This window comes from Pseudoalteromonas sp. BZB3, assembly GCF_040104455.1.
Classification (GTDB): domain Bacteria; phylum Pseudomonadota; class Gammaproteobacteria; order Enterobacterales; family Alteromonadaceae; genus Pseudoalteromonas.
Genome location: NZ_JBECOS010000014.1, coordinates 120,729 through 133,948 on the forward strand (window position 1 = coordinate 120,729; position 13,220 = coordinate 133,948).

At 40.5% G+C, this 13,220-nt stretch carries 10 protein-coding genes; 6 read left to right on the top strand and 4 right to left on the bottom strand.

Going from position 1 to position 13,220, the window contains the following annotated elements:
• Nucleotides 1-160: 160 nt before the first annotated feature.
• Both ABMY35_RS16475 and ABMY35_RS16480 read right to left on the bottom strand, forming a co-directional pair.
• On the bottom strand, nt 161-2,422 hold the full coding sequence (locus ABMY35_RS16475; RefSeq protein WP_349287202.1) for an EAL domain-containing protein: 2,262 nt from the start codon (nt 2,420-2,422) through the stop codon (nt 161-163).
• 74 nt (nt 2,423-2,496) lie between these two features.
• On the bottom strand, nt 2,497-5,169 hold the full coding sequence (locus ABMY35_RS16480; protein ID WP_349287203.1) for an insulinase family protein: 2,673 nt from the start codon (nt 5,167-5,169) through the stop codon (nt 2,497-2,499).
• Between the two features lie 162 nt (nt 5,170-5,331).
• Here ABMY35_RS16480 and sixA point away from each other — a divergent pair, with 162 nt between their 5' ends.
• The 6 genes from sixA to yegD all read left to right on the top strand — a co-directional run bounded on the left by sixA (nt 5,332) and on the right by yegD (nt 11,966).
• Nucleotides 5,332-5,799 carry a phosphohistidine phosphatase SixA gene (sixA, locus tag ABMY35_RS16485; protein ID WP_349287204.1) on the top strand — a complete coding sequence of 156 codons (468 nt, stop codon included), beginning with the start codon at nt 5,332-5,334 and terminating at the stop codon, nt 5,797-5,799.
• Nucleotides 5,800-6,178: 379 nt separating this feature from the next.
• The gene (locus ABMY35_RS16490) at nt 6,179-8,458 is read left to right on the top strand and encodes a TonB-dependent receptor (protein ID WP_349287205.1); all 2,280 of its coding nucleotides are present in this window, start codon (nt 6,179-6,181) and stop codon (nt 8,456-8,458) included.
• Nucleotides 8,459-8,636: 178 nt separating this feature from the next.
• Nucleotides 8,637-8,936, top strand: a complete 300-nt coding sequence (locus ABMY35_RS16495; RefSeq protein WP_058029251.1) for a hypothetical protein — start codon at nt 8,637-8,639, stop codon at nt 8,934-8,936.
• Nucleotides 8,937-8,966: 30 nt separating this feature from the next.
• Nucleotides 8,967-9,626 carry an HAD family phosphatase gene (locus tag ABMY35_RS16500; RefSeq protein ID WP_349287206.1) on the top strand — a complete coding sequence of 220 codons (660 nt, stop codon included), beginning with the start codon at nt 8,967-8,969 and terminating at the stop codon, nt 9,624-9,626.
• A gap of 94 nt (nt 9,627-9,720) precedes the next feature.
• Nucleotides 9,721-10,551 (top strand): DNA ligase, encoded by an 831-nt coding sequence (locus ABMY35_RS16505; protein WP_349287207.1) that lies wholly within the window; start codon nt 9,721-9,723, stop codon nt 10,549-10,551.
• Between the two features lie 53 nt (nt 10,552-10,604).
• The gene (gene yegD, locus ABMY35_RS16510; protein WP_349287208.1) at nt 10,605-11,966 is read left to right on the top strand and encodes a molecular chaperone; all 1,362 of its coding nucleotides are present in this window, start codon (nt 10,605-10,607) and stop codon (nt 11,964-11,966) included.
• 24 nt (nt 11,967-11,990) lie between these two features.
• On the opposite strand, the gene ABMY35_RS16515 is transcribed toward yegD, so the two are convergent.
• Nucleotides 11,991-12,452, bottom strand: a complete 462-nt coding sequence (locus ABMY35_RS16515; RefSeq protein WP_349287209.1) for a methylglyoxal synthase — start codon at nt 12,450-12,452, stop codon at nt 11,991-11,993.
• A gap of 22 nt (nt 12,453-12,474) precedes the next feature.
• Complete coding sequence (locus ABMY35_RS16520) at nt 12,475-13,104, bottom strand: LysE family translocator (RefSeq protein ID WP_349287210.1); 630 nt, start codon at nt 13,102-13,104, stop codon at nt 12,475-12,477.
• Between the last annotated feature and the right edge of the window lie 116 nt (nt 13,105-13,220).

Genomic DNA, 13,220 nt, shown 5'->3' on the forward strand with positions numbered 1-13,220 from the left:
TGCGAAACTATTCGCCTAGGCATGCCGACAAAGCGTTGGGTTGCATTTAGTTTGGCTGTTGGTCCTATTTGTTGGGTGTTTTTGAGAGTGCATTACAGAATGGCTATTTTAAGAAATATGCAAATGGGAAAACTAAAGTGCTTTAAGGTAACCTGAACAGCTAGCTAACTACTTTTAAATCTGGTTTAACTTGTTTATTTTTGACAACTCTTTGTTGTTTCAAAAACTCAGTAAACTCGTCAGCTGAAAGGGGCTTAGAGTAATAGTACCCTTGCACAGTTTGGCAATTTAACTCTTCTAATATTGCCAGTTGCTCCGCCTTTTCAACACCTTCTGCGACAACGTGTAACTCTAGGTTTTGAGCTATTGTTACAATCGAGTCTACCATATTCCGACCACGCTCATTGTGCATGTCGTCGACAAAAGCTTTATCGACTTTTAACGTATTCAGAGGAAACTGCTTTAGATAAGCCAGTGATGAATAACCTGTACCAAAGTCATCAATCGCCAGGTGAATACCTCTGGCACTGAGCGAGCGCATAATATTAATGGCTTCTTGTGGGTCGTCCATGACTGTACCTTCAGTGATTTCAAGCTCAAGAAAGTAAGAGGGCAAATGGTTTTTCTGTAAGATGATATCGATGCGCGTGGTAAGGTCGGGCAAACTAAATTGCTTTGCAGATAAATTAACGGCAACGCGACCGTCAAATAAATCTTGATCTATCCATCGTTTTACATCTTTACAAGCTTTGTCGAGCACTACCTCACCAATATCAATGATTTGTCCTGTTTCTTCTGCGATAGGAATAAACACACCTGGGCTTATAATACCTTTTTTAGGGGTAATAAAACGCACTAGCGCTTCCATGCCGACAAGCAGACCTGATTTGATGTCCATTTTAGGCTGGTAATAAACGACAAAATGATCTTCTTTTAAACCAAAACGCATCAGGTTTTCGATTTGTAACCGTTTAACGGCTTGTTCGTTCATAGAGTCGTTAAAGAATAAGTAGTGGTTACCTTTTTGTTTTGCATGATACATGGCTGTATCTGCATTCTTAAGTAAGATTTCTGGCGTTGCTCCATCTTCAGGAAATAGCACAATACCAACGGAAGAGGTGATCACAAGTTCATGGTTGGCCATTTTAAATGGCGTTGCAATGGCTGCCAAAAACTGCTTAGCAGTTTTGGTAATGGTGTGAATATCATTCGTGCCTGTCATCACTAATGCGAACTCATCGCCACCTAAACGATAAAAAGTATCTTGCTGGCGAGCTAATTTGTTGAGGCGCATTGCCAGTTTCGCAAGCAAACTATCGCCAAGTTGATGGCCTAGAGAATCATTAATCTTTTTGAAGTTGTCTAAGTCAAAGACAAGTAGTGCGTGGTGGACATCTTGTTGCGCTAACTTTTTTAAGTTGGTGAAAAACAAGTTCCTATTTGGAAGACCTGTTGTTCTATCTCTGTTCGAGAGATTGTGAAGTTGTGACTCTGCTTTTTTACGTTCGGTTAAATCTGAAAAAATAACCACATAGTTTGTTACCTGGCCATGACTGTTTTTTATTTCATCAATGCTGACTTCGATTGGCAATAAGATGTTCTTAAAGTTTCTGAGTTTAAGTTCTTCTTGCCAATGTTCTGACTTTCTTAGGTTTGATTTGATTTCACGGATGTATCTTTCATCATACCCAGGGAGAGTGAACGGCTTTCCGATATTGTGAGTTCTCAACCCCCCAAAGAGCTTTAAGTAGCTCGGGTTAACATCCACAAGTTGATAGTTTTTATCATAAATAGCAATGGCGTCAGTAAGAGATTCGACACATTTAGCGAATAAGTTGAGTCTCTCTTCGGTACTTTTTAGGTGGCTAATATCACGCACAGTGCCTGTCATTCTTACAGGATTTAAATTGGCATCTTTTTCAATGATTTTTCCACGATCTAACACCCAGTGATATTGACCTAATGTATCTTTTAGACGGTAACTTGCCTCAAAAAAAGCAGTTTGCTCGGCAAAATGTTGCTTAAGTAATTTGTCTACTAAAGAAAGATCTTGAGGGTGAATGCGATGTGCGTTGGGTAAAAAGTGTACATTTTTTTCAGGTGGGTCTTGGCATACCATGTACTTATCGTTTATGCGTATAATTTCTCCTGAGCTGATGTTCCAATCCCATAATGTATCACCACTACCCTCAACAGTCCGCTTTAAGCGTAATTCAGACATAGCCAAGTCTTGCTGTGAACGCCTTAGCCTGCGGTTTATAAATAGCAAATAAGTGGTGAACAATGTCATTAAGCCCACAGGAGCTAGCCAATAAATACTAATTCCTAGGCTATGCTGATTAAACTCAAATGCCATCAAAGGCATACTAAATAATGAGCTTAATAACGCTATGAACATCATTATTGTTATATTTTTAATCATAGATGTTTATTTCTTAGAACAACGCTTAATCTAATCTATGCTGAACTGAGAGTAAAGTAGATAACAGAACCTTATCAGTTGAAAGTTAACGTTGCGTGAGAGTCTTTATTACTTATCAAAGATATAGCACTGTTGATGAAAGCATCTTTTGTTAATGCGCGAAGTGCTGTGAGTAATCTAGATTGCATTGAAAAGTTGTGGTCTTCATTGGTTATTGCGACCCAAAGTCGCTGAGCTCTTAGTCTCAAATTTTTGTCATTTTCTGCAATTTGTAGCTCTAAAGCTTGTTTAGCATCTAAAAATTCGTCCAAGCTCAATTTAGACAAGTTATCTAAGAACATGTTGATAAACTCCTCATGACTTTTCAGTATTAATTGGCCTGAACTATTTGGAGATTGGACGTAAAACGCAAGCCCTGCACGAGTATTAAAGGGAGCGTAACCTGCGCCTACTAAATAACCTAATTGTTGCTTGGTTCTGAGTTCATCAAAGTACAAATGTTGTACTAGTTGATTAATGAGCATAAGTTGCACTTTTTCACCAACATCCGACGTTTTTGCTTGAATATAATACAGTAATCCATGTTCAGCCTGTTCTTTAAATAAAGTATGCGTCATGTGTTGTTTCAGTTTTATAAGAGGACGCTTTAAATCTTCTAATATTTCGCTCTCTTTAAAGATTTCTTTAATACTACTAAGCATATTTTCTGCATCACTTTCACGCCAGTTACCATACATGAATGCTTTTATGTGTATGGCTTCAAAAAATGCACGCCTAAATTCATTGAACTCATTAAATGTAATGCTTTTTAGACTTTGCGCTAAGTCCTCAGGCGCAGGGTTCCATGGCATTAGACTTGCACCTAAAACGCTAAATAGCGCAGACACAGGTTTATTATGATTATGTTGAAGCCAATGTCTCGACAGTTGTTTCTTATATTCAGCAAATCGAATTGGGCTAATGCCCTGAGATAAAATATAGTTGAGTAACTCTATTGCAAATTCCGGCTGATTTGCCGAGAGGCCTGCTGTATTTAGCGTCAAACCACCTTGATGAGAGGTAATATGATAATTAAGCCCAGCAAGCTCTGCTGAATAGAAAGGCTCAGCGAGACTGTCCATCAATAAATCAGCCAATAACCTTGTGAGTGCCATGTTTTTAACACAACTGACCGCGACTTTTGAATCTAACTCAATATAAAGGTGGCCTTTTGTGACTTTAAACTCTGTGTCTTGTTTAAACCAGAAATTTAACCCCTCTTTAAATGCAAGTTTTTTTGGTACAGAGAAAGAAGACGCGCTAGTGTGTAAAACTTGTTTTGCTTTTAGATAAGGATTGACGCTAGGCAGCTTCATTTCAGGAAGAGGGTGTTTTATCCTATCAAGTGTCTCAAGCCAATGTTCGGGTAAATCTTCTACTAGATAAGCGGTGTTATACCACTGAGCTCGTCTATTAGTTGCAACGCCTTGGTGAATTAAAACAACTCTCATGTTCTTCGCAGACAAATACTTGCAAAGTTTTTTATGTAATTGGGGCTCAAACCCTGTCATAACATAATCACCGTACAAGTAATCCGCTTCATCGAAGTGGTGCATATTAACGCTTAACGCATTAACCCACTCAACTAATTTGCTCGGTTCTTGATTGTTAAAGGCGATTTCTAATAAAGCTTGTTTGTCGGCATAGAGTGCAGGTAAGTCGGCAAACTTATGCTCGATAAGTGCTATGTATTCGAATAACATTTCAATAATGTCTTCGTAAAATTCAATGCCTTGTTCTGTGAGGGCAAAGCTGACATTGAAGTCTTTATAATTACTTCCACTGACTCCGCCACCGGCTGAAAGTGCATTGATCCAACCCTGAGCTTTTAATATGGAGTACAGCGAGCCCGCGCCCTCAAAACCAATCAAGTGAGCTAGAAAGCTTAAACTTTTGGATTTGTAAAGATTATGAATATTTGGCATAGCAAAGCTAACAGTCAGTTTTTGCATTTGCTTTTTAGGCGTTATATGAATGAGTTTACCCAAATCATTGCTTCGATAAAGAGGAACAGAGATAGCGGGTTTATTACTTTGGCTTGAAGGAACCTTAGAAAAATATTGTCTAGCCATATCGGCTAACTCATTTAAAGATTGAGGTCCTGCAATGGTTAATGTCATCCATTGGGCAAGATAATGTATGCTGAAAAATTGACGTAACTCGTCTGAGATACAAGTGTCTCGGTCTTCTAAAGTTTCGAGGTTGCCAACGGCAAATTTTGCAAATGGATGAGCAGGGTTTGCCGTTTCTTTATGAACCTGATAGATGCGTCGACCATCATCTTTGGTTTTCATCTTGTATTCGGCATCTATCGCATTCCGCTCACTCGTTGCTTGAAGTTTGTCGAATAAAGGAGCAATAAAAAACTGGCTGAAAATGTCTAACGCGGCATGTAATTGTTGATGATCACAATCGAAAAAATAGCTACTGTGTTCTGTGCCTGTCCATGCATTACAATGCCCGCCTGCTTGACTTATGAATTGAGAGAATTGACCGGGGTCTGGGTAGGCTTTGGTACCGAGAAACAGCATGTGTTCAATAAAATGTGCCATACCTTGACGATCTTTAGGATCATCAAAATGCCCTGCATTGACAGTCAGTGAGGCTGCAGATTTTTTTGAATCTAGGTCTTGTACAAGCAGTACTTTTAGACCATTGTCGAGTGTAAGAGTTTGATAGCTGCGTTTATCATTATTGCTAATTTTCAAGTGTCTGCCGCCGATATAAATTAAGAGATGAGGCCAATTTGAACTAACTTACCGCTGCTAAGGTTCTTTGGATTGTCATGTGTTTTGTTTTAATATAGCGAACAAAGTGGCTAAGTTGCTACTGCTTTACTGAAAATTATTACTCTAAGTGTTTGAGGTTTTATGAAAACAATCTTAATTATGCGCCATGGTGAAGCCGAGCCTATGCAAGCTGATGATGCCGCAAGAGCGCTGACCCCGCGTGGAGTAAGCCAAGCGAGTGAAATGGCGCTATGGATTAAAGCGCATTATCAGCCCAAAGCGATACTCGTAAGTCCTTTTATTAGAGCGCAGCAAACAGGCGAGCAAGTTATTAAACACAACCCCGTAGATTATTTTGAAGTAAGTAAAGATATTGTCCCCAGTGGCGATGCGCGATTTGCGATTGATTACCTCGAAACTTTAATGAGCTTGAATCCAGAGATTGATACCTGGCTTTTAGTAGCGCACATGCCAATTGTAAGTTATTTGGTCGATCAATTGAGCCCAGGTGATATGCCAATCTTTTCTACAGCTGGCATTGCGGTTATTCGCTATGATGAAAAAAACAGAAAAGCGGATTTTTTAAAAATAGTCTCTCCTTCACTTTAGTCAGTTTATTTACTGTACAAATCTTAAAACTCTCCCTTACCCAAATAAAGCGTTAATTTTAACGGTTTTCACTATCGATACAGGACAAATGTCCTTGTTTTGTTTTTTTGGTGGCAAAATAAAAGTTGTTAAAATCGGTAATATTGTAGATAAAATTTATTATTTCTGGCTTTTTTGGGGTTATTTGAAGCAAATTTGAAATTTGCTGTTATAATTATGCTGTTAGATTCAGCCTTAGAATTCGTTTTGCACTCTCGTCTCTAAGGTCCGCATTGTACGTTCAGTATAGGCGAAAAATTGAACTAATCACGCCAATGTGATACGGCGCCCATATTTTACCGTTGAACAATAGAGTGCTTATAAAAGGTTTACCCCAAACATGAAAGCAATCAAAAGATCTACGTTAGCAGTTTTAGTCAATGCAGCGTTGTTCTCTACTGTAGCAAGTACTTCGTTCATCTCGCATGCTGAAGAGCAAGAAGCTAAAAGCAATCAGCTAGAAGTTATTCAGGTAACAGCACGTAAACGTGTTGAAAATGCGCAAGAAGTACCTGTGTCTGTGTCAGCCCTACAAGGCGATGGATTAGACGCATATAGCTCAGCGGGTATGGATATTCGCTTCATGAACGCAAAAATCCCAAGTTTATCAGTTGAATCATCATTCGGCCGTACTTTCCCGCGCTTTTATGTTCGTGGCTTGGGTAATACCGATTTTGACTTGAACGCGTCACAGCCTGTTTCATTAGTTGTAGACGAAATAGTTCAAGAAAACCCTATTCTTAAAGGTTTCCCTGTATTTGACATCGAGCGTATCGAAGTACTTAGAGGCCCACAAGGCACACTGTTTGGCCGTAATACGCCAGCAGGTCTTGTAAAGTTTGATTCAGTTAAGCCAAGCCAAGAGTTCGATGCATACAGTGCGGTGTCATACGGTAGCAAAGGGTCAGTAGACTTTGAAGGTGCAGTAGGTACTGGTCTTACTGACAAACTTTCAACGCGTGTTTCTCTACTTATTCAAGATCGTCCAGACTACATCGACGTTAAAGCACCGGGCTTCGAAAAAGAAGATTCGCTTGGTGGTTACAATGAAAAAGCAGCACGTGTTCAGTTTTTATATGAAGGTGATGACTTCACCGGTCTTTTAAATTACCACAAGCGCGACCTTGACGGTCGTCCAATTGCATTCCGTGCAAACCTAATCGAAAAAGGCACAAATAACATTAACCCATTGTATGACAATGATGTTGTTTATCACGACGCCGCTTCTCGTTCTACTCAACAGGTTAATACTCAAGGTTTAAGCCTTAAACTTGAATGGGATCTAAAAGAGCACACAGTAACGTCGATCACTGGTTGGGAAAGTGCTGAAATCTATTCTCGTGCAGACGTCGATGGTGGTTATGGTGCATCATTCTTACCAGCAATGGGCCCAGGGGTTATCCCGTTTGCATCTGAAACTGCTGATGCAATCCCTGAGCATGACCAATATACTCAAGAGCTTCGTCTTTCAAGTAACTTCTCTGGCGATATGAACTACCAAGTAGGTGTGTTCTTATATGAAGAAGATTTAGTAATCGAAAGCTTCAGTTTTGATACGTTTGCTTGGGACGCAGCAGCAAACAATTATGGCTTACAAAACGGTTATGCAATCCAAGACCAAAGTACGTCGGCATGGGCACTATTCGGTTCATTTGATTACACAGTATCTGATGAACTAAAAGTAACAGCTGGTATTCGTTACTCTAACGATGAAAAAGAGTTTTATGCGAAGCGCACGAAAACACCAGTGCCATTTACAGGAGCAACAGACTTTAAAGAGGGCTCTGCAAACCCGGATGACAGCCATGTATCTTGGGACTTAAGTGCAACCTATAAGTACACTGATGATATTAACCTATTCGCACGTATCGCTAACGGTTTCCGTGCGCCGAGTGTTCAGGGGCGTATCTTATTTGGTGATGAAGTAACAGTTGCTAAGTCTGAAACGACTAACTCAATTGAAGCAGGTATTAAGTCTGATGTTTTAGATGGTCAAGGCCGTGTTAACGCGACAGTATTCTATTACCAGATGAATGACCAACAGTTAACAGCTGTAGGTGGCGACGCTAACTTTAACCGTCTGATCAATGCTGATAAGACAACGGGCTACGGTATCGAGCTTGACTCAGAGTGGGTTTTAACTGACGAGTTAAACGCAACATTTAACCTGAGCTACAACAAAACTGAGCTGAGCGATAAAGACCTAGCTGTTCAAGTGTGTGCTCAGTGTACGGTAACAAACAAAGTAGAGAACGGTTTAGCGGTTTTAGATGGTAACAGCTTACCACACGCGCCAGAGTGGATTGCGAACGCGACTCTTCGTTACACCAAAGAACTTGAGGGTGGCGATTTCTTCGTCTACTCAGATGTGTCTTACCGTAGCGAAATTGACTTCTTCTTATATGAAGCGGTTGAGTTCAAAGGTGAAGCGTTATTTGAAGCAGGTGTACGTGCAGGTTACCAGTGGCTAGCTGGCGACAACGAATATGAAGCATCTGTATTTGTACGTAACTTATTTGACGAGCAAGTGGTTATTGGTGGCGTAGACTTCAATAACAACACAGGTATGTTAAATGAAGAGCGTTACATTGGTGCTGAATTTAAAGTACGCTTCTTCTAATCTTATTTCGAAATAGAAATTTGTTTTAGTAAAAACCCGCATTTTTGCGGGTTTTTTTATATTTCGAAAACATAGTCTTTAGTCTTTTGCCGATTACTCTCAAATAAGTCACATTGAGGATTGGTATTAATAAAATGAGCTGGTAAAGTTGCCCTAAATTGAAAGTAAGAGAAAAATTATGTCTGGATTTTGGAATTACCGTGTTATTTTTTGTGAAGCAACTAAAGATGAAGCGGCGCTTTATCAAATTCACGAAGTTGAATATAACTTAAATGGTAAAGTAACAAATTGGTCTGAAACAGGTGCTGCACCTTTTGGCCGCACAGTTGAAGAGCTTCAAGCTGATACAGACCGTTTAAAGTCTGCGTTTGAAAAGCCAATCTTAAAAGTAGTACGCCAACCTCGGGGCTATACGCTTGTAGAGGTTGAATCAGGTGAAGAAGCAACAGCAGAAGTACCAGAGAGCTTAAAGCAATAAGCTAAAAGCAACTAATTCAAGGAGAGAAACGTGGAAAAACGAGCATTATTGATAGATTTTGACGGTACCTTGGTTGATTCTGAGGTCGTTCATTATGACAGCTGGCAACATGTTTTATCTCCTTTTGACATTCGTTATACAGAGCAAGCTTTTTGCTTAGAGTTTGCGGGTGTCCCTACCTTACAAGCCGCAACAGTAATAAAAGCACGGCATCATTTAGATGTCTCAGCTCAGTGGCTATGTGAGCAAAAAAATCAGCAGTTTGTTTCTACATCTGAGCAGGTAAAGCCAAGATTATTAGCAGGCGTGAAAGCTTTCCTTAATGCAGCTAAACAGCAGTTTACCTTGGTGTTAGTAACAGGCAGCACACGCAATGAAGCTATTCCTTTATTAACGCACTACGAATTATTTGATTTGTTCAATGCGACGATATGCAAAGACGATGTAATCAACCCAAAACCCGATCCTGAGCCATATTTAAAGGCACTTGAATTCTTGTCTATAAAGCCCCTGGAAGCATTTGCTTTAGAAGACAGTGCTACGGGTCTTCAAAGTGCGACAGCAGCGGGCGTACAGACAATTGTTATCCCTCATGAATACTCGAAATCTCAAGATCACAGCAAGGCTAGTTTTATTGCCAATGATCTTAGTGAGGCTTGGGAGTATATTCAAAAAAATACCTATATTTAAACGATATAAAGGTCACAATACTTCAGATAATGAGGGCAGCTAGGAAGTATAAACTCATTATTAATTTTACTTCAGCGCATAAGGAGCAATGCGTATGTATTATTCCTATTTTTTAGCTTTTTTATTGTTAAGCTCAGCTTCTTGGGCGAATACCTCCCCCGCACAATTAGCTTCTGTATTCAACGATACTCACCAAGTCGAACATTATTTAGTGAGTGAAAAATATGATGGTGTGCGTGCCATTTGGGATGGCACACAACTTAAAACTCGACGCGGTAACCTAATTTATGCACCAGCTTGGTTTACAGAAACGTTGCCAAACACCTACCTAGATGGAGAACTTTGGGTCGATTATGGGCAGTTTGAATTTATCAGTGGATTAGCAAGACAGCTGAATGGTAATGACGAGGATTGGCGCAAAGTAAAATATATGATCTTTGATATGCCAAAAGTCTCAGGCGTTTTTGCTGAGCGCTATAAAAAGTATCTACAATTGGTCACTGTACTCAATCGGCCTCATATTCAAGCAGTACAACAGCAAAGCTTTGCCTGCAGAGATCAATTAAATGATTACTTTGATGAAGTGGTAGCAAGAGGTGGAGAAGGTGTCATGTTACATTTAGCCACCGCTACACATTTAGCTGGCCGTTCACCACAACTATTAAAATATAAGCCCTACACAGACGCTGAAGCAGTGGTAATTGGTTATAGCGAAGGCAAGGGTAAGTACCAAGGCAAAACGGGCGCTTTGCTCGTGCGCAATTTAGATGATGGCATTGAGTTTAAAATTGGGTCGGGGCTTACCGATGCAATCAGAGCAAAACCGCCCCAAATTGGTACAGTGATCACCTATCGTTATCAAGATAAAACTAAATACAACAAGCCGCGTTTTGCGCGGTTTTTAAGGGTGAGAGAAATATTTTAAACTCGTTTTATCTGTGATACTCTGCGCGACCTTTTTTGTGTCGGAGGTTAATAATGATAGTTGGATTTGATTACGGTAGTTCTAATTGTGCAATGGGTGTGATGCGTGACTCTCAAGTGACACTCGTTAAATTAGAAAACAACAAACACTATTTGCCTTCGACTTTATATGCACAGCATAACGCATTGATCTCAGACTATGTCGCACATAATTTAAAGCAGGGTGATGTAGAGGGCTTTAGACAATCTAGGGCGCACCTTTTAAATACTGTACCGGCTATTAAACGTGACTTAGACTTGGAGTCTTATGATACCGGTATTTCTATTGGTCAGGCTGCCATAGAAGAGTATATCGACTTTCCAGAAGATGGCTATTTCGTTAAATCGCCAAAATCATTCTTCGGTGCAGTGGGTTTAAAGCCACAACAAATCGCCTTTTTTGAAGACATTGCCAGCACCATGATCATGCAAATCAAACGGCGTGCAGAGCAACAGCTGGGATATGAACTGACACACACTGTTATTGGCCGTCCGGTAAACTTTCAGGCCATTGGTGGTGAAGAAAGCAACCAACAAGCGGTTAGCATTTTAACCACAGCAGCAAAACGTGCAGGCTTTAAAGAAGTAGAATTCTTATTTGAGCCTTTGGCTGCGGGTGTTGATTTTGAATCTGGCTTAACGGCTGACAAAAAAGTACTGGTGGTCGATATCGGCGGAGGTACTTCAGATTGCTCGTTTGTACAAATGGGACCAAGCTTTAGAGACAATGCTTGTAGAAATGCCGACTTTTTATCGCATACTGGTAAGCGTATTGGTGGTAATGATTTAGACATAGCATTGGCGTTTCATGAACTAACAGATTTACTGGGCCGTGACGATAAGTTTAAGTCTGGTCTTCCTATGCCTAACCAGTTGTTTTGGCAAGCATGTAAAATCAACGATCTGCAAATGCAAAGTGACTTCTACTCAGATAAAAACCATCGTGATTTAACCGCGATGCTTCGCGAGATAGAGCAGCCAGAACGGCTACAGCGTTTAATCAAAGTACAAGAAAACAAGCTTTCACACCGTTTAGTAAGACAAGCTGAATTAATGAAAATCGCATTAAGTGCTGATCCGCAGAGTCACTGTGATATGGGCTTTATTGGTAAAGACTTAGCTAAATTGATTACCGATGCACAATTAGCCGGAGCTTTAGAAAACAGTTTAGAGCAAATCTGCACCTTGGCCGAACAGGCCATTCAAGAGGCCGGAACACAACCTGATGTGATTTATCTAACGGGCGGTAGTGCGCAATCGCCACTATTAAAGGCGGCGTTAAAACAACGACTGGGTGATATTGAGATGTTAAGCGGTGATAACTTTGGTAGTGTCACCGCCGGTTTAACGAAGTGGGCAGAAAAGCTGTTTAGATAAACACTTTCAAATTTATAAAGCTTGTTAGGTATTTAGTCGCGTTGCCAAGTATTTGTCGTAATCGGGTAAAGCGCGACTAAATTCAGTACTCATCAAAGATGAATGCAACAGCATATCGGCGGTTGCTTCATTACATGCCACCGGAATATTCCACACAGCAGCCAAGCGCAACAGTGCTTTAACATCTGGGTCGTGCGGCTGTGAAGCAAGGGGATCCCAGAAAAATACCAGCATATGGATTTGATGTTCTGCTATTTTCGCCCCAAGCTGTTGATCGCCACCCATAGGGCCACTAAGTAATTTATTAACGTTAAGGCCTGTAGCCTGCTCAATAACATTACCCGTCGTGCCTGTAGCAGAAAGTGTATGACGTTCTAAGGTATTCTTATGGGCTAAACACCAGGCTTTTAGAGCGCCTTTTTTACCATCATGGGCAACCAGCGCTATGTGCTTATTTGCAGGAATTTTCTCAACCTTGGTTTCCATACTCATTTCTCTTTTTTATTAGTTAGAGTAACAAGTTAATCGCTAAGGCGATAAAAATAAAGCCTGAAAAGCGGTCTATCCAGATTGGCGCGCTAGGGTGCTGCCTAAAGTAGCCTGCGATTTTGTCACCGCTGTAAATGTAGGCACAATCTATCGGAAAAGCCAAAATAGGGTAAAGCAAACCAAAGATCGCTAGTTGCAAGGTAGTTGAAGAGAGTGTTGGGTCGACAAACTGCGGGATAAAAGCAATAAAGAATAACGCCACTTTAGGGTTAAGTACTTCGGTCATCATGGCTTGAACAAATACATTGCCTTGTTTTTTAGTACTCACATGGGGTTTATCTTCAGAATCAATTTGCTTTTTAAACGTATCTTTGAGTGTCATAAAACCCAAATAACATAAATAGGTTGCGCCTAGGTATTGCACCGTCGCATAGGCCGCCTCAGAGGCTTTTAAAATGGCCGACAGTCCTACTACAGCAAAAATGGTGTGAATAACCCCACCGGCTGCAAACCCTAGCGCACTTTGCATACCAGCCTTACGACCATGGGTAAAAGTTTGTGCCATTAAGAATGCATTTGAAGGACCTGGTGCCACGGCAATAACTGCGCTGGCAATTAAAAAAGAAATGACGGATTCAGGGTTGAGCATCGCACTTATATTATTGTTGTTATTGAGTGGGGCAGAGTATAAGCGGGTTTGAATAAAATATACAGAGGTAAACAAAAGCGGGCACAAAGCCCGCTTAAAAATGGTTGGTTAGGATA

Bases quoted from the DNA above. Each gene is read 5' to 3' on its own strand.
- ABMY35_RS16475 (WP_349287202.1), bottom strand. From the start codon at position 2,422: ATGATTAAAAATATAACAATAATGATGTTCATAGCGTTATTAAGCTCA.
- sixA (WP_349287204.1), top strand. From the start codon at position 5,332: ATGAAAACAATCTTAATTATGCGCCATGGTGAAGCCGAGCCTATGCAA.
- ABMY35_RS16490 (WP_349287205.1), top strand. From the start codon at position 6,179: ATGAAAGCAATCAAAAGATCTACGTTAGCAGTTTTAGTCAATGCAGCG.
- ABMY35_RS16495 (WP_058029251.1), top strand. From the start codon at position 8,637: ATGTCTGGATTTTGGAATTACCGTGTTATTTTTTGTGAAGCAACTAAA.
- ABMY35_RS16505 (WP_349287207.1), top strand. From the start codon at position 9,721: ATGTATTATTCCTATTTTTTAGCTTTTTTATTGTTAAGCTCAGCTTCT.
- yegD (WP_349287208.1), top strand. From the start codon at position 10,605: ATGATAGTTGGATTTGATTACGGTAGTTCTAATTGTGCAATGGGTGTG.
- ABMY35_RS16515 (WP_349287209.1), bottom strand. From the start codon at position 12,452: ATGGAAACCAAGGTTGAGAAAATTCCTGCAAATAAGCACATAGCGCTG.
- ABMY35_RS16520 (WP_349287210.1), bottom strand. From the start codon at position 13,104: ATGCTCAACCCTGAATCCGTCATTTCTTTTTTAATTGCCAGCGCAGTT.